We start from the raw sequence: 26,473 nt of genomic DNA, 5'->3' as shown, positions 1-26,473 counted from the left end.
GCCCCCAAGCAGATCATCTGTGCGGCGATGCGCAAACTGCTGCATTTCGTTTACGGAGTGCTCAAGTCGGGCCAACCCTTTGACCCGAAACTTGCGCTTGCTCGATGAGAAGCAAGACGGTATCTACAGAGGGGGTGTCGATCGCTGTAGGACTGCCGAAGGCTGCGATCTTTTGATCTTCACCCGACAACGGAGGTCACCCATGGCCCGTGTTTCCCTTCTCAGCCTGCCGCTGCCTGCGCCATCGCTCAAACACCAGCGAACGTGGCCGAGCCTGGGCCAACGTTTGTTGCCATGGTTGTTGCCAACCGCCCTGTTCAGCCTGTGGTGGTTGGCCAGTCGAAATCATTGGATGAGCGAGCAGATCCTGCCCGCACCGTCACTGGTCTGGAGCAGCGCTGTTGAGTTGTCTCAAGGCGAGTTGTGGAGCCATTTATGGATCAGCCTGCAACGCTTGTTCTGGGGGCTGTTGGCCGGGATCAGCGCCGGCGCTGTGCTGGGTGCGGCGCTGGGTTTCAGTCCTCGATTGGAGCGCCTGGTGTTCCCGACGTTCGCCGGGTTGGCGCAGGTCCCGACGCTGGCCTGGATTCCATTGTTCATGGTGTTTTTCGGCATCGGCGAAGTGCTGAAACTGGTGGTACTGATCAAGGCCATCGTAGTGCCGGTGACCTTGCACACGCTGGTCGGCGTGCGGGATGCGCAACCGAAACTGCGCGAGGCCGCCGCCGTGTTGCGCTTGCCGCCGCGACTGCTGATCCGGCGACTGGTACTGCCTGCGGCCTTGCCGGCATTCATGGCCGGTGTGCGACTTGCGTTGGCAGCGGGCTGGACGTCGTTGCTCGCCGTGGAACTGCTCGCCTCAAGCGAAGGCATCGGCTACCTGATGGTCTGGGCGCGACAGCTTTTCATGCTCGACATTGTCTTCGTGTGCATCGTGGTGATCGGTGTGATCGGCGTGGCGATGGACCGTGGCATCGGCCTGCTGGACAGGAAACTGGTGCACTGGCCGCACCCGGCCACCGCCGAGATCCGTCGCGGCCCGCGTTATCAAGGCTGGCAACGCCTGCAACCGTGGCTGCTGCCGCTGGCGCTGTTGGCGTTGTGGCAATTGACCTCGGATCAGCAGTGGGTCGATGCAAACATTCTGGTCAGCCCGCTGGCGGTCCTGCAGACCACCTGGAGCGGTTTGCTCGACGGCACGTTGATCGGTGGCATGGCCCTGAGCCTGGGCCGAACCCTTGGTGGATTACTGCTCGGTGGCGGGCTCGGCTTTGCCTTTGGACTGCTGCTGGGACTGTCGCGCATCAGTGAACGCGTGCTCGGCCCGACCCTCGCCGCCATCCGGCAGATTGCGATTTTCGCCTGGGTGCCGTTGCTCACCGCATGGTTCGGTCTCGGCGAATTGGCCAAGTGGGTGTTCGTCGCCCTTGCCGCTTTTTTCCCGTTGTTTATCGCCACTCAACGCAGCGTCGCCAACCTCTCACCGCTACTCAACGAAGCCGCTCAGGTGCTGCGTCTGAACCTGCGCCAACGTCTGCGCCGATTGGTGCTACCGGGCAGCGCGCCGGGGATTTTCGCCGGGCTCAGGTTGAGCCTGATCTACGCCTGGCTCGGCACCATCGGCGCCGAATACTTCATGCCATCCAACGGCGGCATCGGCAGCCAGATGATCGGCGCTCAACAACTGCTGCGCATGGACCTGATCATGGCCGGCATGTTGCTGGTGGGCCTAACCGGCGCCCTGCTCAACCTCATTGGCCAACGCCTGGAAATCCGCGCCACCCGCTGGAGACACGCATGAACGCACCGATTGTCAGTTTCAATCACGTGGGCAAAACCTTCGACGTCGACGGCTTCGAACTGGAAGCCATTCGCGAATTCAACCTGGACATTGCCGAGGGCGAGTTCGTCGCCATCGTCGGCTCCAGCGGTTGCGGCAAATCCACTTTGCTGCGGCTGTTGGTGGGCCTCGATACGCAGTTTCGCGGGCAGATCACCGTGGACGGAAAAGCCGTCAGCGGCATCGGCGGCGAACGCGGCATCGTCTTTCAGGAGCATCGGTTGTTCCCGTGGCTGAGCGTGGCCGACAACATCGGCCTGGGTTTGGTCAATGAGCCGTTGAGTGCCGCGCAAAAGAAAAAACGCATCGATGATTTCATCGACCTGGTGGGCCTGAGCGACTTCACCCGCGCCTATCCGCATCAGCTCTCCGGCGGCATGGCCCAGCGCGTGGCGATTGCTCGCGGTCTGGTGGCGAGCCCACGGATTCTGCTGCTGGACGAGCCCTTCGGCGCCCTCGATGCGCTGACCCGCCAGCAGATGCAGGACGAACTGTTGGCGATCCGCGCCCGGGCAAAAATCACCACCATCCTGGTCACCCACGATGTCGAGGAAGCGATCTTTCTCGCCGACCGCGTGGTGGTGATGGAGCCGCGTCCGGGGCGGATCAAGCAAGTGGTCGACATCGCCCTGCCCCATCCGCGCCAGCGCAGCAGTTTCGACTTCCACCAACTGCGCGAAGAACTGCTGCACGAACTCACCAGCGACGATCACTACCAGCCGCCCATCCCGGTGCAGGTCCGCGACCTGCCGCTGTCTTTCATTGCCTACTGAAAAAGGAAATTTTTGATGCCGCAACGTCCCAACTTTCTGGTGATTCTGGCCGATGACCTGGGCTTTTCCGATCTCGGTGCCTTCGGTGGCGAGATCAACACACCAAACCTCGATGCCCTGGCCAATAACGGCCTGCGTCTGACCGATTTTCACACCGCGCCAACCTGCTCGCCGACCCGTTCGATGCTGCTGACCGGCACCGATCATCACATCGCCGGCATCGGCACCATGGCCGAAGCACTGACCCCGGACCTGATCGGCAAACCGGGTTACGAAGGGCACCTGAACGACCGCGTCGTCGCCCTGCCCGAGCTGTTGCGCGAGGCCGGTTACCAAACCTTGATGAGCGGCAAATGGCACCTGGGCCTGACCGCAGAACTGGCGCCTCACGCCCGGGGATTCGAGCGTTCGTTTTCGCTGCTGCCCGGCGCCGCCAACCATTACGGCTTCGAACCGACCTACGATGAAACGACGCCCCGGCTGCTGAAATCCACCCCGGCGCTGTACATCGAAGACGACCAATTCATCGATGAACTGCCGAAGGATTTCTATTCCTCCGACGCCTTCGGCGACAAGCTGCTGCAATACCTCAAGGAGCGCGACCAGACTCGGCCGTTCTTCGCCTACCTGCCGTTTTCCGCGCCGCACTGGCCATTGCAGGCGCCGGCCGATGTGGTCGAAAAATACCGGGGCCGTTATGACGCAGGCCCCGAAGTGCTGCGCCTGGAGCGCCTGGAAAAACTCAAGAAACTGGGGTTGATCGAGGCCGACGTAGAGCCACATCCACTGATCCAGCTGACCGCGCAATGGGATGCCCTGAGCGATGAGCAGCGGCAGATTTCCGCCCGGGCCATGGAGGTTTACGCGGCGATGGTCGAGCGCATGGACTGGAACATCGGGCGCGTCGTCGATTACCTGCGCCAGCAAGGTCAACTGGACAACACGTTCATCCTGTTCATGTCCGACAACGGTGCCGAAGGCGCGCTGCTGGAGGCTTTCCCGAAATTCGGCCCGCAATTGCTGACCTACCTCAACCAGCATTACGACAACAGCCTGGACAACATCGGCCGCGCCAATTCCTACGTCTGGTACGGGCCGAACTGGGCGCAGGTCGCCACTGCACCGTCGCGGCTGTTCAAGGCCTTCACCACCGAAGGCGGGATCCGTGTTCCGGCGCTGGTGCACTATCCGCAACTGCCGCTCAAGGGCCAGATCAGCCATGGATTTGGTACGGTGATGGACATCACGCCAACCATTCTGGACCTGGCCGGTGTGCGCCATCCTGGCAAGCAATGGCACGGCAAACCCGTGGCGCAAGTTCGCGGGAAATCGTGGCTGGGGTTCCTGTCGGGCGAGACCGCACAGGTGCATGACGAGCACACCGTCACCGGGTGGGAATTGTTTGGGCGGCGGGCCATTCGGCAGGGGCAATGGAAGGCGGTCTACATCCCGGGACCGGTAGGGCCGGCGACCTGGCAGTTGTATGACCTGGACAGTGATCCGGGGGAAATTCATGACTTGGCGTCGAGTCAGCCGGAAAAGCTCAGTGCCTTGATCGAGCATTGGCAGCGGTATGTGGATGAGACCGGGGTGATCTTGAGCGAGTCGCCGTTTCAGCCGGATTGATTCAGCCTGATCTACCGCCATCGCTGGCAAGCCAGCTCCTACAATGATCGATGTGATACGACGATCGCATTCACACCGACAAACCCTGTAGGCGCTGGCTTGCCAGCGATGAGGCCATCAAGCGCGCGCACTCTCCACAGTCTGCCCCTGTACTTCTTCCCTGCGCACAAACCGGTTCGCCCGCGCAAACGTCCCAAAATCATTAAACCGCACGCCCATCTCGCGCATCACCTTGTGCGCCACCGGCACGGTCAACTGGCGGATGTAAAACGGTTCCTTCACCACAAAGTGATGGATGCCATGGCTGCTGCCGAAGTTGAAGCAGAACGCCTGCAACGGCCACAACCACCATGCGTTCAGCACTTGGCATTGCTGCATCACATTGCCCGGCTCGATGTCGCCGTAATAGTGCATGTTCGAGCTGACGAAGTGCAGGCAGAACGTGCGCAACACGTTCGGGCCGATGATCACCACCGCCGCGATATCGATCACCTGCATCACTGACAACGTGGTCGCCGACCATTCGATTGGCGTGCCCATCAGATGCGTGATGCCGTTCGCGGCGTGGAAACCGAGGAACACGTACCACGCGCCCCAATGCACCAGCGCCAGCGGCGCGTAGACCTTCAGCGTGCGGTAAATGATGCTGTACTTTTGCGCCCATGTTTTTGCGCGAAGCATGCGGATGAACGACGACATCATGTTGTCACCGACCATCAACAAACGGGCGACTCCCCAAGGCTCGCCGTTGGTGATCGCCCGCTCTTCCATGTCGGTTTCCGTACCGGAAACCTTGTGGTGATTGAGGTGCAGATGGCGGCGAATCCACGGGTTGATCGTGCTCGGTCGCGCCAGCCATACCAACCCCATCATCAGGTTGTGCGGCACCTTCTGTTTGCGGAAGTACATGCTGTGAATCAGGTCGTGCTCCAGCTCATGGGTCAACGACGCGAAAAAAGCGTTGAGCAACAGGCACGCCCACCAGGCCATGTGCCCGGTGATGTAGAGCGCCGCCGAACCGATCATGCCGGTCAGCGCCAAGCCCAGAATGCCCGCGCCGAGGGCATCCTGATGTTTGAGAATCGGGTAACGCTCACGCAGCTCAACCCCTCTGGCCAGCACTACTTGGCGAATATGTGCTGATCGCTGAGCTGCATTCAGTCGCTGGGGACTTGCAGAAGTACCGTCCATGCTTCCATCCTCTGGTTATTGATGGTTGCATCCTGCCTTGCGAAGCCTCGCAACGCGGTAGCCGAGAACGCCAACCTGTTGACTGGAAGCGCCAATCAGCATGACTGAACCGACCTCCCTCGCCAGCTGGACCCGCGCCTTGCGCAAGCAACTCGACGCCCTTGGCCTCGACAGCACCAGCCTGTGCCAGCAAGCGGGGCTCGACCCGCAGTTGATGGACGACCCGAACGCCCGCTACCCGTTGTCCGGCACCACGCGCCTGTGGGAATTGGCAGTGCAGGTCAGCGGCGACCCGGCGATTGGTTTGCGTGTTTCCCGTTTTGTCAGCCCCACCACGTTTCATGCGCTGGGTTATGCGCTGGTGGCCAGCGGCAGCCTGCGAGAAGTGTTCGAGCGGATCGTGCGTTATCACCAGGTGGTCAGCGATGCCCTGGAGCTGGAGCTGAGCCGGGCCGAGGATCGCTACCACTTTCGCCTGAAGATGCCGATCGGCAATCCACCGCCGGCCTTCGAAGCCATTGATGCGTTCATGGCGATTTACGTGCGCACCTGCCGCAATCGCCTCGGCCGCGACTATGCGCCACTGGCGACGTACCTGCGCCGCCCGGAGCCTGTGGATGCACAGCAATGGCATAAAGTCTTTCGCTCGCCGGTGCACTTCGGCGCCGATGAGGACCGGCTGGAGTTCGCCCTCACCGACTTCGACAGCCACCTCGACGACGCGAACCCGGAACTGGCCGAGCACAACGAAACCGTGCTCAGGCGTACCCTCGCGCAACTCAAACCGTTGACGTGGGAACGCAAAGTCCGCGATGCCATTGAAGAACAACTGCCCGAAGGCGAACCCAGCGCCGAACACATCGCCCAGACGTTGCACCTGAGCCTGCGCAGCCTGCAACGGCACCTGGCCGACGAAGGCTGCCGGTTCGACACCCTGCTCAACGAAAGCCGCGAAAACCTCGCGCTGCTGCACCTGCGTGACCTGCAGGTGTCACTGAGCGAGATCAGTTACTTGCTCGGATTTGCCGACACCAGCAGCTTCAGCCGCGCCTTCAAGCGCTGGACGGGAATGACGCCTGGGCAGTTTCGGGATGGGTTGCGGTGATCAGCCTTTGACCAGGCTGCGTGCCATACCCTCGTTCCACTGCCCCAGCATTGCCTCTCCAACCTCGGAAAAGGCACTGCTTGTTTTTATGTATTGGCCCATCTCGCCCATCGCCACTGACATCCCATGCATGACCTGTTGCAACAATTCATTGCAACGCCCCTCGGTCAAATTGCAGGCGGAACGGCCAAACCGCATCAGCATCTTGTACTTCGGCCACGCCTTCGATCCGCCCAATAGCAGCGCCATGCTATCGGCCTTGATGTAGACCGACGTAGTGATGATGTCGTAGGCAGGTGCCAGGCTGATTGCTGCATCGACTCCGCAGTCTTCGTACAAAACACCGAAGTTCTTCAGGTGCGCGTCGCCATTCTTCAGACCCGATGAAAGCGCGACGATTTTGAAAAACGACTCCAATGCCTGATTGAGCAAAGGAGGAGAAACAAAGGCCTTGATCTGCTTGGCCGCACCTTCGTATGAACCATCGTATTTGGCTTTTGATGGCCACGCATTGAGCACGCAAAAGTCCTCGAACCCCAGGTAACCTTTTTCATTCAGGTCGAAGCGTTCAACGATCAAAAACTTGCCGTGCTCACTGAGTTCAAACTTCGGCACTTCGAGACCCGAATGCAACGCCGCCCGCATGCAGAAGTATTCATTGGCAGCGAGCTCCGGGTATTGCTCAGGACGAAAGGCCTTGACCAAATGCGTGGCCCCCCGATGGGACAGCCGATCGATGGTCGACGCGCTGTCACGCACCAGTACCTTCGGCTGCACTCCGGAAACCCCCGAATACTGGCCATAGGTCTGCAAGAGGTCTTCGAACAGACCTTGCGCACCATCATGCACAAGAAGGTCCGCCAGGCTGGTTTCAGGTGGCTGCTCACCCGGACCCTGGGCTTTTGAAATGCCGACCCTTCCGAGCTGGTGCGGGCCGACGATGGCAAGCATCGAGAAATCGTCAAACCCTCGGACGGCCTTGCTGAAGCGACGAGTCAATTCATCACGCAGGGCGCCTTCAGGCAGATTCATTTCAAAAACCGGTGGAACGCCCGATTCCCACGCGTAACTCTCCAGCCGCACCGGCATGGTCAACGAGACGGCGTCTTGCTCTGACGCGTTTTCGGCGTAAGCAAACACGGTATCAACAGGAAGCTGACCGCGACCAAGGATTCCCACTGCACTGTTGGAAACACTGATCGCCAGTCGATCCTTTTCCTGCGGCTCATCCATGGAAGTCCACCTTTTTCAGGGTGTCCAGCGTCGGCCGCTTCGACTGTCGCGGCACAGCCGTCAGCTCATAACCGAGGCCATTGAGGATCGCCTCGACCTTGCGCAGGCCAATTTCGGGGAGGGTGTTGTTTTCGATGCCGGAGATCGTTGCCCGGCTCATTCCGTATTGCTGTGCCAATGCCTGCTGGGAGAGTTTTCTCTCCTTGCGTAACGTTCGGATCAGCTTGCCAAGGTTTTCCATTTCACCACCATGCATCGTATACAGTGCATATTTTATAAAAAAGACGATATGCATTGTATTTAGTGCAGATCATGATTGAAGTCCAGCTACATTTTCTGACGCGTTATCAGGCATCAAACCATCGCCAACACCCGCAACCGCTCGGCATCAAGGATTTCAATTTCGCCGTAACTCAGCCCGATGATCCCCTGGCCCTGCAAATCCTTGAGGATCTGGTTGGTGGTCTGGCGCGACAGCGACAACATGGCGGCAAGCTGTTCCTGCGGCAGTTGCAGGATGCGACGCGGTTCGTCGATTTCGCCGCCGTAGCCTGCGGCGATCATCAGCAAGCGGTGCGCCAGCCGGGTCGGGGCTGGCATCAGGCTCAGTTGTTCGAGGTTGATGAATGTCAGGCGCAGCTTATGGCTCATCAGCAGCGCCAGTGGCCGCCAGTGCAGCGGCTGTTGGTCGAGCAAGGCCAGCAGGACGTTTTGCGGGATGTGCAACAAGGTGCATTGGCCCACGCCAAATGCGTCGTGGGTCCGTGGCTGACCATCGAACAAACCGATTTCACCGAACCAGTGCGGCGCTTCCACCAGGCTCAGCAGCGCCTCTTTGCCTTGCTCGTTCACGGCGCCGATGCGTACCGCCCCCTCCAGCACCGCATACAGGCCGCAGGGTCGATCGCCGCGTTTGAACAGCCGCTGGCCCGGCGTCAGGCGTCGTACCTTGGTGGCCGACAGCAGACTATCCTGTAGGGAAACAGGCAATTGACTGAACCACTGACCGCGCATCAGGCGTGGACGCCAGTCCTGCATATCCATGAAAACTCCTAGAGATTGTCGCCTGGCTGACAGAGCGCAACGTGGCGCCGGGGCATGATCTCATCACCCTACAGGAGAACAACAATGAAAAGCCTCGTCGACCACCTCAGTCAATACGCCGCGTACCACCGCGACCCGCGCAACATTGCCACGCACTTCATTGGTATTCCCCTGATCGTGGTGGCCGTCGCGGTGTTGCTGTCCCGGCCGGAATGGTCGCTGGGTGGCGTGTGGATTTCGCCCGCGGTGCTGGTGGCGCTGGCGTCGGCGTGGTTTTACCTGCGGCTGGAGTTGCGCCTGGGCGTGCTGATGACAGTGTTGCTCGGGTTGTCCGTGTGGACCGGCCATGTGCTTGCACAGCAAAGCACGCTGGTGTGGCTGAGCAGCGGTGTGGCGATGTTTGTGATTGGCTGGGCGATCCAGTTTGTCGGCCATCATTACGAAGGACGCAAACCGGCGTTCGTCGATGACGTGACGGGGTTGATTGTCGGGCCGTTGTTTGTGGTGGCCGAACTGGCGTTCATGCTGGGGATGCGGCATGAGCTGAAAGAGCAGATCGAGGCGCGGGCAGGGGGTGTTCGGGTCAGTCGCAAAAATGCGGCGGCCTGAACGGATCTGTAGGAGCCGGCTTGCCGGCGATAGCGGTGCATCAAACACACCGCGTTGTCATTGATCGCTGGCAAGCCAGCTCCTACAGGGTTTCCTTCGATCAGAGTCAGATGTTGGCGACTTTCTGCCAGACCTTCGGCTTGAAGAACAACGTCTCGCCCTTCGCCAACCCCACCAGGCTGTCGTGATCCTTGACCACTTCGGCTTCAATCAGATCGCTCTGACCTTCGACCTTCAACGTCACCCGCGTCGTCGCCCCCAGCGGTCGAATATCACGCACTTCAGCGGCGTGGTGATCTTCCAGTTCATGCCGCGACAGCGACACTTCATGCGGACGGAACAACACGTGATCGTCGCCACCCAGATGCAGGCGATTGGAGTCGCCGAGGAAGTGATAGACGAAATCGCTGGCCGGGTTTTCGTAGACGTCGCCCGGTGAGCCGATCTGCTCGATCACGCCCTTGTTCATCACCACGATGCGGTCGGCCACTTCCATGGCTTCTTCCTGGTCGTGGGTCACGAATACCGAGGTCAGATTGATGTCTTCGTGCAGGCGCGCCAACCAGCGGCGCAGCTCTTTACGGACCTTGGCGTCGAGGGCGCCAAAAGGTTCGTCGAGCAACAGCACTTTCGGCTCAACCGCCAGCGCTCGGGCCAGGGCAATACGCTGACGCTGACCACCGGAGAGCTGTTCCGGGTAGCGATCCGACAACCAGTCCAGCTGCACCATGTTCAACAGTTCGTGCACTTTGGTGGCGATCTGGCTTTCGCTCGGGCGCTGGTTTTTCGGTTTCATGCGCAGGCCGAACGCGACGTTGTCGAACACCGTCATGTGGCGGAACAGGGCGTAGTGCTGGAACACGAAACCGACGTTGCGATCGCGCACGTCGTGGCCGGAGACGTCTTCACCGTGGAACACGATGTTGCCCTGATCCGGGGTTTCCAGGCCGGCGATGATCCGCAACAGCGTGGTCTTGCCGCAACCGGACGGGCCGAGCAACGCGACGAGTTCGCCGCTCTGGATGTCCAGGCTGATGTTGTCCAGCGCCTTGAACGCGTTGAAATTCTTGCTGACGTTACGCACTTCGATCGACATGAATTATTCCTCCGCGGCGCTGGCGCGCAGGCGGTTAATACGGTTTTCGCTCCACTGCTTGAGCAGCAGGATGAAGAGCGCCAGGATCAGCAACAGGCTCGCCACGGCGAACGCGGCCACGTGGTTGTATTCGTTGTAGAGGATCTCGACGTGCAGCGGCAAGGTGTTGGTCACCCCGCGAATGTGCCCGGAAACCACCGACACCGCACCGAATTCACCCATGGCCCGCGCGGTACACAGCACCACGCCATAGATCAGGCCCCATTTGATGTTGGGCACAGTGACGTGCCAGAACATCTGCCAACCGTTGGCGCCGAGCAGGCGCGCGGCCTCCTCTTCCTGGGTGCCTTGTTCCTGCATCAGCGGGATCAGTTCACGGGCCACGAACGGCACGGTGACGAAAATCGTCGCCAGCACGATACCCGGCAGGGCGAAGACGATCTGGATGTCGTGATCCTGCAACCAAGGGCCGAACAAGCCCTGGGCGCCGAACATCAGCACATAGACCAGACCCGCGATCACCGGCGATACCGAGAACGGCAGATCGATCAGCGTCACCAGCATGCTCTTGCCGCGGAACGAGTACTTGCTCACGCACCACGCGGCGCTGACACCGAACACCAGGTTCAGCGGCACCGAGATCAGTACGGCAATCACCGTGAGTTTCAGTGCCGACAACGCATCCGGTTCAAAGATCGCGGAAAAGAACGCACCGAGGCCGAGCTTCAGGCCCTGGGACACCACGATGAACAGCGGCAGCAACAGGAACAGCGCAAAAATCAGCCAGCCAAGACCGATCAGGACTCGCCGCGACGTTGCACTGCCACGACGGGCAGCGTTCGAGGACGCGGCAGCAATAGACGATTGGGACATGGGTGCCGCCTCCTTATGGGGTTTCGATGCGTCGCTGCAGCAAGTTGATCAGCAGCAGCAGAATGAAAGAAACCACCAGCATCAGTACACCAATGGAGGTAGCGCCGGTGTAATCGTACTGGTCGAGCTTGACCATGATCAGCAGCGGCAGGATCTCGGTTTTCATCGGCATGTTGCCGGCGATGAAAATCACCGAACCGTACTCGCCGACCCCGCGGGCAAAGGCCAGGGCGAACCCTGTCAGCCACGCCGGAAGCAGTGCCGGAACCAGAATATGGCGGAATACCTGCAACGGTTTGGCACCGAGGCACGCGGCCGCTTCTTCCACTTCACGGGGAATATCGGCCAATACTGGCTGTACGGTACGTACTACGAATGGAAGTGTCACAAAAGTGAGGGCAAGGGTGATGCCCAAGGGGGCATAGGCAATCTTGAAACCCAAATCCGCTGCGAATTGACCGACCAGACCGGTAGGTGTGTACAGCGCGGTCAGTGCGATACCCGCGACGGCAGTGGGCAATGCGAACGGCAAGTCGATCATTGCATCGATCACTTTTCGTCCAGGGAAGGTATAGCGCACTAATACCCAGGCCAGGAGCGTGCCGATGATGCCGTTGATGATCGCGGCACACAGGGCGGTGCCGAAGCTGAGCTTCAACGCCGCCAGCACTCTGGGCGCCGAGATGATTGCCCAGAACTGTTCCCAGGTAAGTTGAGCGGCGTGCACGAACATCGCCGCCAGGGGTATGAGCACAATCAGGCTGAGATACACCAAGGTGTAGCCCAGCGTCAGCCCGAAGCCGGGTATGACGGGGGAGATACGACGCGACATAAAAGTCCTTGGTTGAGAACGCAATAAGCCCCGGAGTCGAATCCGGGGCTCGTTGATGGCTATTTAAGATTACTGCGCCTGGTAGATCTGGTCGAACACGCCACCGTCGTTAAAGAATTTCGGCTGCGCGGTTTTCCACCCGCCGAAGTCCTTGTCGATGCTCACCAGCTCCAGTTTCGGGAACTGCTGGGCGTACTTGGCGGCCACATCCTTGTCACGTGGACGATAGAAGTTTTTCGCCGCGATTTCCTGGCCAGCCGGGCTGTACAGGTGCTTGAGGTATGCCTCGGCGATCTCGGTGTTGCCCTTTTTCTCCGCGTTTTTATCGACCACGGCCACTGGTGGCTCGGCGAGGATCGACAGCGAAGGCACGACGATGTCGAACTTCTCGGCGCCGCCCTCTTCTTTCAGCGCCAGGAAGGCTTCGTTTTCCCAGGCCAGCAATACATCGCCCTGACCGTTGTTGACGAAAGTGATGGTCGAACCACGCGCACCGGTGTCCAGCACAGGCACGTGCTTGAACAGGGTCTGCACGTATTCCTTGGCCTTGGCCTCGTCGCCGCCATTGGCTTTCAGGCCATAAGCCCAGGCCGCGAGGAAGTTCCAGCGAGCGCCACCGGAGGTTTTCGGGTTCGGGGTGATCACCGAGACGTCGTTCTTGACCAGATCGCCCCAGTCCTTGATGCCTTTAGGATTGCCCTTGCGCACCAGGAACACGATGGTCGAGGTGTACGGCGTGCTCGCTTGCGGCAGGCGTTTTTGCCAGTCCGCCGGCAGGGTTTTGCCGAGCTTGGCGATTTCGTCGATGTCACCGGCCAGGGCCAGGGTTACGACGTCGGCACGCAGGCCGTCGATGACCGCCCGGCCCTGCTTGCCCGAACCGCCGTGAGACTGCTGGATCTTCACCGTGTCGCCAGCATGATCCTTCTGCCAGGACTTGATGAACTCAGCGTTGTAGTCCTGATACAGCTCACGGGTCGGGTCATACGAGACGTTGAGCAGCTCGTAGTCCTTGGCAACAGCGGAGCCGGCAAAAAGGGCGCTGGCCAGGGCGGCCAAAGCGAAATGACGAATCGACGACATGGTGAAAGCTCCTGGAATTCTTGGTTTGTTGGCTTTTTTTATGGATTTCTGGAATCGCGTTGCCGGTTCAAAGATCGCAGCCTTCGGCAGCTCCTGCAGGTGATCGCGTGCTTCTGCAGGAGCTGGCGCAGGCTGCGAACTTCTTCAGCCCGGCTTGTGGGCCGGCTGCTGCAGACGGAATTTTTCTTTGCGCTCGATCTGCACCACCTGGGCGTTATGCACGGTGATTTCCACGGCGCCAAAGCGCAGGTCGCGCAATGCACTCTGGATTTCACGCAGGATGGTGGTTTCGTCTTGACCGTCGACACTACGCAGGGATGCGCTCATGGGGCTGCTCCTTCAACTGAGAGGTTTGCCTGGCAGTGGCGGCACTGCTTGCGGCGTGAAGCCAATAGTAGAGAGGCGCGGATATTCTTAAAAAGACTATTTAAGAATGTTTATATAACCAAAAAACATTGTTTGACGGGACAAGGACTTGAGATGAACCGCCCACTTTCAAGCACACAAAAAACCTGTGGAAGCACACTCGCTCCCACAGGGATTTTGTAAGTCAGGCGATGATCGGCGCATGCGTCCAATTCAACTGCCCTGCCGGCACCGGCCGCCCAAACCAGTAGCCTTGCCCTAGATCGCAACTGTGCTCAAGCAGGAAAGCCGCTTGCTCAACCTGTTCGATCCCCTCGGCATGCACTTGCATGCCCATGCTCTGGGCCAGGGCGACGATCACCCGCGAAATGGCCGCGTCATCCTCGTCCCATGGCAATCCGGCCACGAAGCCCTGGTCAATTTTCAGCTTCTGCACCGGCAAACGCTTGAGTCGCAACAGTGACGAATAACCGGTGCCGAAATCATCGATGGCCAGGCGCACACCCAACTCGCGCAGGCGATGCATCTGCTCCAGCGCGACTTCCGGGTCCTCCATCACCGCGCTTTCGGTGACTTCCAGCTCCAGATACGCCGGATCCAGTCCGGTTTCATGCAGCACTTGCGCCACCTGCTGGTACAGCTCGCGGCGGGCGAACAGGCGCGACGAAACGTTGACCGCCACAAACGACAACGCCACTCCGTCCTGATGCCACTGACACATCTGCCGACACGCCTGCCCCATGACCCAGGCATCGATTTCGGCAATCAAACCGGTACGCTCGGCGACCGGAATGAATTCCGCCGGCGACACCAAACCCCGCTGCGGATGCTCCCATCGCACCAGCGCCTCGACGCCAATCAGGCGAGAAGTCTTGAGGTCGTGAACCGGCTGGTAGTACACCCGCAGTTCCTGCTGGTCCAGGGCGCGACGCAGCTCGAAAGCGATCTCGACCCGCTGCTGGGCGTGGGCCGTCAGCTCTTCGGTGTACAGGGCATAGCCGTTGCGGCCGGCGCTCTTGGCCTTGAACAAGGCCGAGTCGGCGTTGCGTAACAATTGCTCGACGCTCAGCGCATCGCCGGGAAACAGACTGATGCCGATGCTGGTATTGATAAACAACTGATGGCGATCGATAACGAACGGCTCCTTGAGCCCATCGATGATTCGCTGAGCCAGCGCGGCCGCCTGAACCAGCTGCGGACAACTTTCGGCGAGCACGGCGAACTCGTCACCGCCCAGCCGCGCCAGGGTAATGCCCGGACCGAACATGTCGCTCAGGCGCTCGGCCACGGCCTTCAGCAATTGATCGCCGATGGTATGCCCGAGGCTGTCGTTGATCATTTTGAAATGATCCAGATCGATCATCAGCAGCGCACAGCCGCGCTTGTGAACCTGCGCCGACGCCAAGGCCTGTTCGGCGCGGTCGGTGAACAGCAGACGGTTTGGCAAGTCAGTCAGCGGGTCGTGGTGCGCCAGGTGCATCAGTTCGTGCTCGGATTTCTTGATTGCACTGATGTCGGAAAACACCGCCACGTAATGACTGGGGCGACCTTCGTCGTCGTGAGTCAGGCGAATCGTCTGCCATTGCGGGTAAATCTCGCCGCTCTTGCGCCGGTTCCAGATTTCCCCGCTCCACTCTCCGACGCTGTGGAGTGCGGCAAACATGGCCTGATAAAAAGTAGGGGGATGCCGCCCCGACTTGAACAGACAGGGCCTTTGACCCAGCACGTCCTTGCAGTGGTAACCGGTGATGTCGATGAATGCCCGGTTCACGTGGACGATCAAGCCTTCGAGGTTGGTGACCAACACCCCTTCGCGCGTGCAATCGAACACCGCAGCAGCCTGGCGCAGACGCTCGCGATCAGCGTTACGCTCACGCAGCTTGGCGCCGATGCCCAGACAGCGGAGCAGCCGCGCCCGGGCGATAAAGATCAAGCCGGCGCTGAGCAGCACCCAAACGTAACCGTTGATCAGTTGCCATCGCAGACGCTCGAGAGAATCATCGAAGAAATTGTTCAATAAATAGCCACTCAGCAGCAGCCAGGCAGCAGAAAACACTAGATAAAGCAGCGCTGCACGCAGAGCATCGCGATAGGTGACAGACATTAGGCGATCCATGTCCCTACAAAAAGGTTGGAATTATAGTTTAAAGACACATCCAGCCACTCTTATCTGAAAGGGCGACTGGTTTTCTCTGTGGGCTTAGTGATAATGCAACGGCTGTTTTTTCTTTATCGAGGGCCCTACAGCCTATGTGGTACGAAGGTTTTCTTGGCTTGTCGCCCTGGTCACTGGTGGCAGTCACCCTGCTGATGACCCACGTCACGATCATTGCCGTCACGGTTTATCTGCATCGTTACTCAGCCCATCGCTCCCTTGAGCTGAATGCCGGCCTGAAGCACTTTTTCCGTTTCTGGCTGTGGCTGACCACGGCGCAGAACACCCGCGAGTGGACGGCCATCCACCGCAAGCATCACGCAAAGTGCGAAACCGTCGATGACCCGCACAGCCCGGTCATCAAGGGTTTGTCCACGGTCCTGCGCAAAGGCGCCGAGTTGTACCGCGCCGAAGCGGAAAACCCCGAGACCCTGCGCATCTACGGCAAGAACTGCCCCGAAGACTGGATCGAACGCAACCTCTACAGCCGCTTTCCGCTGCTGGGCATCGCCATCATGGGCGTTATCGACCTGTTGTTGTTCGGCACCATCGGCATCACCATCTGGGCCATCCAGATGATGTGGATCCCGGTGTGGGCCGCCGGCGTGGTCAATGGCCTGGGCCATGCCGTTGGCTATCGCAACTTCGAATGCCGCGACGCCGCGACCAACCTGGTGCCGTGGGGCATCCTGATTGGCGGTGAAGAACTGCATAACAACCATCACACCTACCCTAACTCGGCAAAACTGTCGGTGAAGAAGTGGGAATTCGACCTGGGCTGGGCCTGGATTCAAGTGTTCAGCTTCCTGCGTCTGGCCAAGGTCCAGCGGGTCGCGCCGATTGCCCACCGCGTCGAAGGCAAGGGCAACCTGGACATGGACACCGCGATGGCGATCCTCAACAACCGCTTCCAGATCATGGCCCAGTACCGCAAATTGGTGATCGGCCCACTGGTCAAGCAAGAGCTGGAAAAGGTCGATCACTCGGTCCGTCACCAGTTCCGCCGGGCCAAACGCCTGCTCTCGCGTGAAACCAGCCTGCTGGATGACAAACACCATGCGCGCATTCAGAACATGCTCGAACACAGCCAGGCACTGACGGTAATTTACGAGAAACGCCTGGCCTTGCAGCAGATCTGGGTCAAGACCAGCTCAAATGGTCACGACATGCTGGCCGCCATCAAGGAATGGATTCACGAGGCAGAAGCCAGCGGGATTCAATCCCTGCGTGACTTTGCCGACCAGTTGAAAACCTACTCCCTGCGCCCTGCTGCTGTCTGAGCCAAAAAACCTGTGGGAGCGAGCCTGCTCGCTCCCACATTGGTTTGCGACCTGACTGAAACCGCCATCAGTACCGCCCGGCGGGAGCCAGCTCCCTCGCCACAACAAGCGGGAACTTCGCTTCAAATCCCCTATCTCAAAAACACTTCGCCCTCCAGGCGGGCTTCGTTGTAGCCGCTGTCGAACCTCAAGCGGCGCACGTCCTTTGAGATTTGTGTCGATGGTCAAAAACAACCTGAAAGACCCATCCCCCTCGCAATGGCCCGAGGCTGCGCAAACCCTCATGGCATTGATGCATGCCGAAGGTGAAGTCGCACGCCTGAACGAACGTGAGCAGCTGTTCAGTACGCTGATGGTGAGCGTCAACGCGGTACTTTGGGCGTTTGACTGGGAAACCCGCCAGGTGCTGTATGTCAGCCCCGCTTACGAGCGGATCGTGGGGCGCTCGGCCGATCTGCTGCTGGCCGACAGCAATCAATGGCGCGACAGCATCCACCCCGATGACCTGGACTATGCAGAACGCAGCCTGGCCGATGTTCTGGTCAAGGGCGCTGTCGAAGATCGCGAATATCGAATTGTCGCCCCCGACGGCCAGGTCCGCTGGATAAGCGACAAATGCTTCATCAATCGCCAGCCGGAACCCGGGCAACCGGTGATCATCGTCGGCATCGCCGAAGACATCACCGACAAGAAGCAGATGGAAGCCGAGCTGCATCGACTGGCGACCACCGACGACCTGACCCAAAGCAGCAACCGCCGGCACTTCTTCGAGTGCGCCCACCGAGCGTTCGAGCACGCACGGCAACAGGGCGAACCCTTGTCGTTTCTGATGCTCGACATCGATGACTTCAAAACGATCAACGACACCTACGGCCATCAGCAAGGCGACAACGTGCTGCAACGCATTGCCGAGAGTGGCCGTGCAGCCCTGCGGCGTGGCGATTTGTTCGGGCGCATTGGCGGGGAGGAGTTTGCTGCGGTGTTTCCCGGCTGCACGCCTCAGATGGCCCTGCACGTCGCCGAACGCCTGCAACGGGAGATTCAGGGATTGAGCTTCAGTCATGAGGGCCAGACATTCGGCATTACCGTGAGTCAGGGGCTGACCAGCCTCATTGCCGAGGATGAGAACGTGGAGAGCCTGTTTGCCCGTGCCGATGCCGCGATGTATCAGGCCAAGCATGAGGGCAAGAACCGGATTGTCACGGCCTGACTGTTTTTTGAAGATTCACACCTGTGGCGAGGGAGCGATCCGGTATTTTCAGAACAATCGCATTTGCTGGTTTTACGGCTGCTCCGCAACCGAACGGGGGCAAGGCCCCTCGCCACAAGGCTCGCGCCCACAAAAATTCGCGTGAAACTTACTTCTTGCGCAGCCGCATCAACTCCGGCAAGCCGATCTTGAGCAACCGCGCCGTCCGGCTCTTCGCCAGCGCCTCGATGCCCTCGTGCTCGGTCAGACGCGCCAGCTGCGCCGCCATGTTCATCACCAGCGCTTCGCGCGAGTAAACCCCGCCACCGAGCTGGTAGGCCGCTGCAATCAACTCGCGCAACTCCAACGGCAGACGCCAACGGGTGCGCAGCGCCGAACCATAGGCTGCGCCGAATTTGGCCAGCGACTCGCCGACCTCCTCCAATTCATCCAGCTCACCCCCGGCCTGCTTCCATTCCTGCAAACACCGAAGCAGCGCCAGATCACCGAGACGGTGCAGCATGCCGGCGCAGTAGCAGCGCTCCTGATCCAGATCGAGCAAGCGCGCCAGGGTTCGCGCAAATTCGGCGGTGTGCAACGACAGCTCCCAGTAGCGCTCGGCGTAGTCGGCCAGGCAAGGATCGCTGAGCCGTGCACTGCGCTTGAGTGCCAGCCCGAGGATCAGGTTCATGCTCTGGCCGGTGCCCAGGCGGTGCAGCGCCTGGGACAACGTCTGTACCGCCGCGCCATGATGCTGGGCCGCGCTATTGGCCGCAGCGATGAGCACAGCAGTGACCTGCGGATCGGTGCGGATTTCATCTTCGAGCACGGTCAGATCGAGGCCGTTGGGATTGAGGCTGCGCTTGACTGCTACCTGCACGTCCGTCATCAGCGGCGCACCCTCTGCCAGCTCGCGACGACGCTCCAGAAACACCGGCAATGTCATCCCCGGTGCCAGCGCCGGCACTTCACATGACACCTCTTCGCCAGCGTCCAGCAGCAAATCCTGCAAGCGGCGGGTCAGGCTTTCCATGTTCAGGGGCTTGGTCAGATACGCCGTCGGTGCGAGCGGCAGAGCTTCACGCACACTGGCGCTGTCGTTGCGACTGCTCATCAGCATGTAGGGCAGCGGCGGGTTGCGTTTGCGCTGGCGAACACTGCGCAAGACATTCAGGCCATCGACGCCGGGCAACTCCCAGTCAGCGATCACCAGGTCGTAAGGATTAGCCGCCAGCAACTCCAGTGCGTGCTGACCGTCGGCGCACAAGTCCAGCCGCGCATCGCAGCGAACGTTCAACAGCACTTCCTTGAGCAGGTCCCGGGACCAAGGGTCAGCCTCGGCGATCAGTACGCGTGGAACGGCGGGCAAAGTGACGGCTGGCATACAACGCTCCCTGGCAATGCAGAAACCTTAGCCAATGCTGGCCCTTCGATACAGCGCTAATGCGCTGGATGCGTTTCAAGGGGCGTAAAAAACCCGCCGAAGCGGGTTTTTTGTGGATCAGGTCACACTCGGTGATCAGAGCTCGGAGAAGCACTCTTCGATGATCGCCAGACCTTTGTCCAGTTGCTCGTCCGGCGAGGTCAGCGGTACCAGGACGCGCAGAACGTTGCCGTAGGTGCCGCAGGACAGCAGGATCAGACCCTTGTCGCGAGCCTTGGCCACAACCGATGCCACAGCGGCAGCGTTCGGCTTGTGGCTGTCGCCGTTTTCGAACAGCTCGACAGCGATCATCGCGCCCAGGGCACGCACTTCACCGATCACCGGGTACTTGGCCTGGATGGCTTTCAGGCCGGTGACCAGACGCTCGCCGACAGCCTTGCAGCGGTCCAGCAGGTGTTCTTCTTCGAACACTTCCATCACGGCCAGGGCCGCGGCGCAAGCGATCGGGCTACCGGCGTAGGTGCCGCCCAAGCCGCCTGGAGCGATGGCGTCCATGTATTCGGCCTTGCCGCACACACCGGCCAGCGGGAAGCCGCCAGCGATGGATTTGGCGAAGGTGGTCAGGTCGGCAGCAACGCCCATCTGTTCCATGGCGAAGAACGTACCGGTACGGCCAGCACCCGTCTGTACTTCGTCGGCGATCAGCAGGATGCCGTGCTGGTCGCACAGTGCACGCAGACGCTTCATGAATTCTTTAGGCGCAACGTAGAAACCACCTTCGCCCTGAACCGGCTCGATGATGATTGCAGCGATGTCACGCGGCTCTGCATCGTTCTTGAAGACGCGTTCGATGCTGGCGATCGAATCGTCGATGCTCACACCGTGCAGCTCATTCGGGTACAGGGCGCGGAACACGCCGCCTGGCATCAGGCCCATGCCGGCCGAGTAAGGCACGACTTTACCGGTCAGGCCCAGGGTCATCATGGTGCGACCGTGGTAGGCGCCGGTGAACGCGATCACGCCGGCACGGCCAGTGGCGGCACGGGCGATTTTCACGGCGTTTTCTACCGCTTCGGAACCGGTGGTGACCAGCAGGGTTTTCTTCTCGAAATCACCTGGGACCTTGGCGTTGATTTTTTCGCACACTTCCACGTACGGCTCGTAGGCCAGTACCTGGAAGCAAGTGTGGGTCAGCTTGTTCAGCTGCTCGGTCACGGCGGCGATGATTTTCGGGTGCACGTGGCCGGTGTTCAGCACAGCGATACCACCGGCGAAGTCGATGAACTCGCGACCTTCAACGTCGATTACGGTCGCATTTTTCGCGGACTCGGCGAAGATCGGGTGAATCTGGCCAACACCACGTGGAACAGCAGCGGTACGGCGGGCCATCAAAGAAGCGTTAGTCTTGCTCATAAAGTCCTCATTCGCCGCTCATCGGGCGGCGTGGTTCAAGGAAAATGCGGCGGGGAGTCAACGGTGGCAGCATGCGATGATCGACTGCTACAGCGTTCCCGGCCGCAGATAAAATTCCGTTTGAAGCGGCGCAAAGGGTCAGCGCTCTCGTGCCCTTTGCGCTTGAAGCAATGCCTTGCCGGGCTTAGATGCCCAGGCAGAGGTATTTGATTTCCAGGTAATCTTCGATGCCGTACTTGGAGCCTTCACGGCCCAGGCCCGAGGCCTTGATGCCGCCGAACGGCGCGACTTCGTTGGAGATCAGGCCGGTGTTGACGCCAACCATGCCGTATTCCAGGGCTTCAGCCACACGGAACACGCGACCCAGGTCGCGAGCATAAAAGTACGAGGCCAGACCGAATTCGGTGTCGTTGGACATCGCGATCACATCGGCTTCGTCTTTGAAGCGGAACAGTGGAGCCAATGGACCGAAGGTTTCTTCCTTGGCCACGGCCGCGTTGTTCGGCACGTTGGTCAAAATGGTCGGTTCGAAGAAGTTGCCTTCCATCGGCTTGCCGCCGGACAGCACCGTGGCGCCTTTGGAGACGGCGTCAGCGATGTGCTCTTGTACCTTGGCGACCGCTTTTTCGTCGATCAGCGGGCCGGTGGTGGTGCCGTCTTCCAGACCGTTGCCGATCTTGAGTTTGGCCACAGCCACTTTCAGTTTTTCGGCGAACGCGTCGTACACCGAATCCTGAATGTACAGGCGGTTGGCGCAGACGCAGGTCTGGCCGTTGTTACGGTATTTGGAAATGATCGCGCCTTCGACGGCCTTATCCAGGTCCGCGTCGTCGAACACGATGAACGGCGCATTGCCACCCAGTTCCAGGGACACTTTTTTGATGTCCTTGGCGCATTCCGACATCAGTTGACGACCGATTTCGGTCGAACCGGTGAAGGACAGTTTGCGCACGATCGGGTTGCTGGTCAGCTCGCTGCCGATGTCGCCGGCGCTGCCGGACACCACGCTGAACACGCCAGCCGGGATGCCGGCACGCTGGGCCAGTTCAGCCAGGGCGAACGCGGAGAACGGAGTTTGCGAAGCAGGCTTGAGCACCATGGTGCAACCGGCGGCCAGGGCCGGGCCGGCTTTACGGGTGATCATTGCAGCCGGGAAGTTCCACGGGGTGATTGCAGCGGTCACGCCGATTGGCTGCTTGATCACGATCAGGCGCTTGTCTGGCTGGTGGCCCGGAATCACATCACCGTAGATGCGCTTGGCTTCTTCGGCGAACCACTCGATGAAGGAAGCGGCGTAAACGATTTCGCCCTTGGCTTCGGCCAATGGCTTGCCTTGTTCCATGGTCATCAGGCGAGCCAGGTCGTCCTGGTTCTCGATGATCAGTTCGAACCAGCGACGCAGCTTGTTCGCACGGTCCTTGGCGGTCAGTGCACGCCAGGCCGGCAGCGCTTTATCAGCGGCTTCGATTGCACGGCGGGTTTCGGCAGCGCCCATTTTCGGCACAGTGCCCAGAATTTCGCCCGTTGCCGGGTTGTTGACCTTGATCGTCTGACCATTGTCCGCATCGACCCACGCGCCATCGATGAAGGCTTGCTGGCGAAACAACTGGGTGTCTTTAAGCTGCATGTCGGCTTTCCTTAACAGCACCGTAACAATACGGAGCGAATTATGATTGTAGAAAGGCGCCTCAATAGGCTGCCGTCAGGGAAATCATTCACCGGGCTGAAGCACATAAATAGCGCACTGATTGAACTCGTGCGGTTCAGCACCCAGACAAGAGCGTTTGAAATCTCAAACGAATCCTAGGATCAAAGGGGGTAAAGGACAATAGGCTGTTCGAAAAAAAGAACGAAAACGTCGTTTTTGCCTCATTTTTCTGATCAGCGTAGCAAACGCCTATAACAGCTTCGAAAAACGCAGACGATTCAGCAGCATGGACGCCCGCAATGCATATGAGTATCATGGCGCCCGCATTGCACCAGTAGCTCAGCTGGATAGAGTACTGCCCTCCGAAGGCAGGGGTCGTGGGTTCGAATCCCGCCTGGTGCACCAACCATTAGTTTCCACATGTTCCCACATGACTGGAAACACCCCAAGAAGCCCGCCCTGTGCGGGCTTTCTTGTGTCTGTACGTTTACGAATGAACCCACACAGCATTGCGCCCCGTGTATGCCTGCTTGTATGCTCGCCAATATTTTGAAACTGGGGCATACACGCATGAAGCGTTCGGAGATTAAGCGTCGTCCGATGGCAGACACTACCCTGGCCAGCCTTGAGCCAGAGGCCAGTACCTACCGGGAGCTAGATGGCGCTGGGCTCTATCTGCGAGTGAAGCCAACCGGCCAAAAGTCCTGGGAGCTGCGCTACAAAAAAGCCGATGGCAAATGGTCCTGGCTAGGCCTTGGAGGCTATGGTAAAGGTAGCCACCAGTTGACCGGCGAACAGGCGCGCCAGAAAGCAGCAGAACTACGCGATAGCACAACGAAAGATGGCAGCATGCTCGCCACCCAGCGCGCCCAAAAGGCAGCGGAGCGCGAGGCAGCCAACAATACTTTCGAGCATCTGGCTCGCGAGTGGTACGCCAACAAGCGCAAAGGGTGGAGTGCCGGGACGGCGACCAGGGTCATAGGTGCACTGGAACTTCACGTGTTCCCAGTCTTTGGTAAGCGACCCTATCAAGGCGTTCTGCCGATGGAATGGATGGAGTTCCTGCGCGGCATGGAACAGACCGGCATTGTCGAACAGACTAGCCGGGTACGTGCTATATGCCGGGAAATTTACGACCTGGCCCGCGTCACTGGCCGCGCCACTCACAACCCGCTGGAAGGGCTGCATAAATTTCTGCTGACCAAGCCAGCCGAGAACTATGCCCATGTTTCAATCGACGAACTGCCGCCCCTGTTACGAGCCATCAGAGCGTACCCGAGCGCTACCGACATTCGTATTGGTCTGCACTTACTGTCTATGCTCGCCTGCCGGCCGTCTGAGCTGCGAGAGGCCCGGTGGTCTGAGTTCGATCTAGACACTGGCCTTTGGACGATTCCCGCTGAACGGATGAAGCGCCGTCGCGAGCATATGTTTCCCCTCCCCCGCCAAGCCGTGGAACTGCTGCGCGATCTGCACAACCTCACCGGAGCTTATTTACTGCTGTTCCCTGGCCGTAGCGACACCACCAAGCCGCGCTCCAATACCGTCTTCCTGATGGCCCTGCGCCGACTTGGCTATGAAGGTCGGCAGACCGGCCATGGGTTCAGACACATCGCCAGCACGATCCTCAATGAAAATAGCTTTGACGAAAACCACATTGAGGCTCAGCTATCGCACGTCAAAGACGGGATTGCCGGCGTTTACAACAAAGCTACCTATCTAGAACAACGACGCACCATGATGCAGTGGTATGCCGACCACCTGGATAGACTGGCTGCGGGCAATGTGGTGGAGTTCAAGCGAGCATGACGACACAAATGGACGGAACAATCTTGTCCGAGAGGGACGAACCGCATTGGTCAAGACTCCCCTTTGAAGCGGCAGTCACTGCGACAGAGAACGAAAAGCTTATATCCCAAGCACTCGTACTGACTGAGTACCGGATTTGCGAGTGCCGCCTCCGCGCTCTGCTGAACTACGTCGCAGTAGCAAAAGGGCACCACGAGGAGCGCAAGCTAAAGGCTGCAACCTTGAGAGGCAGCCGACGTGAAATGAAAGCCATGACAGCCATGGATGATGCTCATCTCTTAGACGCCTTGAGCAAATGCTCCTCCCTCACAGATCACATCTACAACGAATCCCTGAGCAGGATCACCGATAGCAACTGGGCGGCTCAGACGAGAGCTTTGCAGAACGGAAATCGGGAGCTAGCGGAATCGTTATACCGAGAGCTCCACTGGATTCCTAGTGACGATCTAGGCGGGGGAGAAACAGTTGGGCCGAGGACGATCAGGAAGGCGATAATCGAGAGTTGGGGCAGGGTTGCCGCCGAAAGGGGACGTCGAGGACCAAAGCATAAGCCACATCAGACAGACCTGGCACTCGCCTGCCTGAACATCTGGAATGACTGTCAGAAACGCGACCAATTTGGTCCTCTGCCGACTCTCGGATTGTTGCCGATAAAGAAGGTGACGATGGATAGCTTCGTTAGGGTCGATGCGGAGCTGAGCTCCAAGTGGCGCAGAGTTTTATCGCATCAAGTCGATGTCCAACTATCCCGCGTATATCAACGGATGTGGAAAGGCTATAGGCAGGAACGCAGGAAAAGAAACCGTAATGGGGCATCCACCAAGGACCCGCAAATATCTCCTCGAATAGCGTTTACCACCGCAGCGTTCACGGCAGCAGGAATCCTACTCTCCCCCAAAAGCATAGAGCGGCTATCAGGGAAGGCTAGTCGTTGAGCAAGCCCCAACTGCTGCGCTGCGTTCAGTTCGGCAGCTTGCGAGTCAACAGCGGTCTTGGAGCAAATTAACGAGGGATACACGGCTTAATCCATGTGGAAAATGGTGGGAGTCATCCATATCCACACGGACACACCCATGAGCAACGAAATCCAGAGAAAAGCCCTTATCCGCCAGTCCGCGCTCTGCGTCTGGCTCGACTTGTCCCGCTCCGGCCTGGACAAGCTGCGAAAGAAAGATCCAACGTTCCCAAAACCGATCAAGGATGGTGACTCCCGGCAAGCTGCGGCTTATTACGTTGTGGCGGAGGTGGACGCTTGGTTGTTGGCCAAGATCGAAGCGCGAGATGCCGCATGAGCGCTCCAATCATTCCATTCGACTACCAGGGCCAAGCCGTGCGGTTTAACGCTGACGGCTGGCTTAATGCAACGCAGATTGCCGAGAGGTTCGGCAAGCGGCTAGATAGATGGTTTGAGAACACCGACGCACTGGAATACATCTGCGCTTTGGATGAGTTTTTAACGGGCGAACAGTCGGAAATTCTACATACCCGGAATTCGGGGTATGTAAAAACAAGCAAGGCGCGGGCGGATCGCGGTGGCGGTACTTGGCTTCATCCCAAGCTGGCAATTACCTTTGCTCGTTGGTGCGACGCCAAGTTCTCCGTCTGGTGCGACATGCGTATCGACGGATTACTGAACACTGATCCAGCGACTCGTCAGAATTACGGACAAGCTTGCCAGTTGCTGGATGATAGAAAGAACGAGGCGAGCCAAGGGGGGAGTCTTCTGGCTAATTGGCGCTGGAGCAGGCCCGGTCTCGAACAAAGCATTGCCTACTGGAGAGAACAACTACAGCTGCCCCTTGCACTGGATGAGTCATGAAAATTAGCACTACTTGGCGTCACTGCATCACTCCCACCCAATCTCCCCCGAGTGTTGCCAAGTTCGCCCAGCGGCGGTATCGTTCGCCCGTCGCTGCAAATTCAG

At 59.3% G+C, this 26,473-nt stretch carries 23 protein-coding genes, 1 tRNA gene and 1 pseudogene; 12 read left to right on the top strand and 13 right to left on the bottom strand.

Annotation, left to right across the window (positions count from 1 at the left end; genetic code table 11):
• The 4 genes and pseudogenes from CKW19_RS29245 to CKW19_RS24610 form a co-directional block, all read left to right on the top strand.
• Positions 1–108, top strand: a pseudogene (locus CKW19_RS29245) (IS110 family transposase); the annotation flags it as partial.
• 94 nt (positions 109–202) lie between these two features.
• Positions 203–1,801: an ABC transporter permease gene (locus tag CKW19_RS24620; protein WP_095060600.1), complete on the top strand. Its 1,599-nt coding sequence runs from the start codon at positions 203–205 to the stop codon at positions 1,799–1,801.
• Positions 1,798–2,613 carry an ABC transporter ATP-binding protein gene (locus CKW19_RS24615; protein ID WP_095060598.1) on the top strand — a complete coding sequence of 272 codons (816 nt, stop codon included), beginning with the start codon at positions 1,798–1,800 and terminating at the stop codon, positions 2,611–2,613. The genes CKW19_RS24620 and CKW19_RS24615 overlap by 4 nt, the downstream gene beginning before the upstream one ends.
• Before the next feature lie 15 nt (positions 2,614–2,628).
• Positions 2,629–4,239, top strand: a complete 1,611-nt coding sequence (locus CKW19_RS24610) for an arylsulfatase (RefSeq protein WP_095060596.1) — start codon at positions 2,629–2,631, stop codon at positions 4,237–4,239.
• 117 nt (positions 4,240–4,356) lie between these two features.
• On the opposite strand, the gene CKW19_RS24605 is transcribed toward CKW19_RS24610, so the two are convergent.
• Positions 4,357–5,430: a fatty acid desaturase gene (locus CKW19_RS24605; RefSeq protein WP_095060595.1), complete on the bottom strand. Its 1,074-nt coding sequence runs from the start codon at positions 5,428–5,430 to the stop codon at positions 4,357–4,359.
• A gap of 100 nt (positions 5,431–5,530) precedes the next feature.
• Between CKW19_RS24605 and CKW19_RS24600 the strand changes: the two genes are divergently transcribed.
• Positions 5,531–6,535 (top strand): AraC family transcriptional regulator, encoded by a 1,005-nt coding sequence (locus tag CKW19_RS24600; protein WP_095060593.1) that lies wholly within the window; start codon positions 5,531–5,533, stop codon positions 6,533–6,535.
• On the opposite strand, the gene CKW19_RS24595 is transcribed toward CKW19_RS24600, so the two are convergent.
• From CKW19_RS24595 to CKW19_RS24585, 3 genes are all read right to left on the bottom strand, one after another.
• Entirely contained in the window at positions 6,536–7,768 is a 1,233-nt protein-coding gene (locus CKW19_RS24595; RefSeq protein WP_095060591.1) for a type II toxin-antitoxin system HipA family toxin, read from the bottom strand.
• Positions 7,761–8,009 carry a helix-turn-helix domain-containing protein gene (locus tag CKW19_RS24590; protein ID WP_095060602.1) on the bottom strand — a complete coding sequence of 83 codons (249 nt, stop codon included), beginning with the start codon at positions 8,007–8,009 and terminating at the stop codon, positions 7,761–7,763. The genes CKW19_RS24595 and CKW19_RS24590 overlap by 8 nt, the downstream gene beginning before the upstream one ends.
• A gap of 113 nt (positions 8,010–8,122) precedes the next feature.
• A complete protein-coding gene (locus CKW19_RS24585; protein WP_095060589.1) occupies positions 8,123–8,812 on the bottom strand; it encodes a Crp/Fnr family transcriptional regulator in 690 nt (229 codons plus the stop codon).
• An 84-nt stretch (positions 8,813–8,896) separates the two neighbouring features.
• On the opposite strand from CKW19_RS24585, the gene CKW19_RS24580 reads away from it, so the two are divergent.
• On the top strand, positions 8,897–9,421 hold the full coding sequence (locus tag CKW19_RS24580) for a DUF962 domain-containing protein (protein ID WP_095060587.1): 525 nt from the start codon (positions 8,897–8,899) through the stop codon (positions 9,419–9,421).
• A 106-nt stretch (positions 9,422–9,527) separates the two neighbouring features.
• On the opposite strand, the gene CKW19_RS24575 is transcribed toward CKW19_RS24580, so the two are convergent.
• From CKW19_RS24575 to dibA, 6 genes are all read right to left on the bottom strand, one after another.
• A complete protein-coding gene (locus tag CKW19_RS24575; RefSeq protein WP_095060585.1) occupies positions 9,528–10,517 on the bottom strand; it encodes a sulfate/molybdate ABC transporter ATP-binding protein in 990 nt (329 codons plus the stop codon).
• A gap of 3 nt (positions 10,518–10,520) precedes the next feature.
• On the bottom strand, positions 10,521–11,390 hold the full coding sequence (gene cysW, locus CKW19_RS24570; RefSeq protein ID WP_095060583.1) for a sulfate ABC transporter permease subunit CysW: 870 nt from the start codon (positions 11,388–11,390) through the stop codon (positions 10,521–10,523).
• Between the two features lie 13 nt (positions 11,391–11,403).
• On the bottom strand, positions 11,404–12,222 hold the full coding sequence (gene cysT, locus CKW19_RS24565) for a sulfate ABC transporter permease subunit CysT (RefSeq protein WP_095060581.1): 819 nt from the start codon (positions 12,220–12,222) through the stop codon (positions 11,404–11,406).
• Positions 12,223–12,291: 69 nt separating this feature from the next.
• A complete protein-coding gene (locus CKW19_RS24560; protein WP_095060579.1) occupies positions 12,292–13,305 on the bottom strand; it encodes a sulfate ABC transporter substrate-binding protein in 1,014 nt (337 codons plus the stop codon).
• Between the two features lie 144 nt (positions 13,306–13,449).
• Entirely contained in the window at positions 13,450–13,632 is a 183-nt protein-coding gene (gene oscA, locus CKW19_RS24555) for a sulfur starvation response protein OscA (RefSeq protein ID WP_095060577.1), read from the bottom strand.
• 223 nt (positions 13,633–13,855) lie between these two features.
• On the bottom strand, positions 13,856–15,775 hold the full coding sequence (gene dibA / locus CKW19_RS24550; RefSeq protein ID WP_095060575.1) for a phosphodiesterase DibA: 1,920 nt from the start codon (positions 15,773–15,775) through the stop codon (positions 13,856–13,858).
• A 146-nt stretch (positions 15,776–15,921) separates the two neighbouring features.
• Here dibA and desA point away from each other — a divergent pair, with 146 nt between their 5' ends.
• Positions 15,922–17,106, top strand: a complete 1,185-nt coding sequence (gene desA, locus CKW19_RS24545) for a delta-9 fatty acid desaturase DesA (RefSeq protein WP_095060573.1) — start codon at positions 15,922–15,924, stop codon at positions 17,104–17,106.
• 220 nt (positions 17,107–17,326) lie between these two features.
• On the top strand, positions 17,327–18,316 hold the full coding sequence (locus CKW19_RS24540) for a sensor domain-containing diguanylate cyclase (RefSeq protein WP_095060571.1): 990 nt from the start codon (positions 17,327–17,329) through the stop codon (positions 18,314–18,316).
• A gap of 148 nt (positions 18,317–18,464) precedes the next feature.
• Here CKW19_RS24540 and CKW19_RS24535 read toward each other — a convergent pair whose 3' ends face one another.
• The 3 genes from CKW19_RS24535 to gabD form a co-directional block, all read right to left on the bottom strand.
• Entirely contained in the window at positions 18,465–19,679 is a 1,215-nt protein-coding gene (locus CKW19_RS24535; protein WP_095060569.1) for a response regulator, read from the bottom strand.
• 135 nt (positions 19,680–19,814) lie between these two features.
• Positions 19,815–21,092: a 4-aminobutyrate--2-oxoglutarate transaminase gene (gabT, locus tag CKW19_RS24530; RefSeq protein ID WP_095060567.1), complete on the bottom strand. Its 1,278-nt coding sequence runs from the start codon at positions 21,090–21,092 to the stop codon at positions 19,815–19,817.
• A gap of 184 nt (positions 21,093–21,276) precedes the next feature.
• The gene (gene gabD, locus CKW19_RS24525) at positions 21,277–22,719 is read right to left on the bottom strand and encodes an NADP-dependent succinate-semialdehyde dehydrogenase (RefSeq protein ID WP_095060565.1); all 1,443 of its coding nucleotides are present in this window, start codon (positions 22,717–22,719) and stop codon (positions 21,277–21,279) included.
• Between the two features lie 349 nt (positions 22,720–23,068).
• On the opposite strand from gabD, the gene CKW19_RS24520 reads away from it, so the two are divergent.
• The 4 genes from CKW19_RS24520 to CKW19_RS24500 all read left to right on the top strand — a co-directional run bounded on the left by CKW19_RS24520 (position 23,069) and on the right by CKW19_RS24500 (position 26,368).
• Positions 23,069–23,145 (top strand) — tRNA-Arg (locus CKW19_RS24520).
• A gap of 165 nt (positions 23,146–23,310) precedes the next feature.
• Positions 23,311–24,549, top strand: a complete 1,239-nt coding sequence (locus CKW19_RS24515; RefSeq protein ID WP_060544071.1) for a tyrosine-type recombinase/integrase — start codon at positions 23,311–23,313, stop codon at positions 24,547–24,549.
• A gap of 1,073 nt (positions 24,550–25,622) precedes the next feature.
• Positions 25,623–25,841, top strand: coding sequence for an AlpA family transcriptional regulator (locus CKW19_RS24505; RefSeq protein WP_060544070.1), 219 nt, complete (start codon positions 25,623–25,625; stop codon positions 25,839–25,841).
• A complete protein-coding gene (locus tag CKW19_RS24500) occupies positions 25,838–26,368 on the top strand; it encodes a KilA-N domain-containing protein (protein ID WP_060543931.1) in 531 nt (176 codons plus the stop codon). The genes CKW19_RS24505 and CKW19_RS24500 overlap by 4 nt, the downstream gene beginning before the upstream one ends.
• The last annotated feature ends 105 nt before the right edge of the window (positions 26,369–26,473 follow it).

Source organism: Pseudomonas sp. Irchel s3f7, from assembly GCF_900187615.1.
Classification (GTDB): domain Bacteria; phylum Pseudomonadota; class Gammaproteobacteria; order Pseudomonadales; family Pseudomonadaceae; genus Aquipseudomonas.
This window is presented reverse-complemented; position numbering and strand designations above follow the sequence as displayed.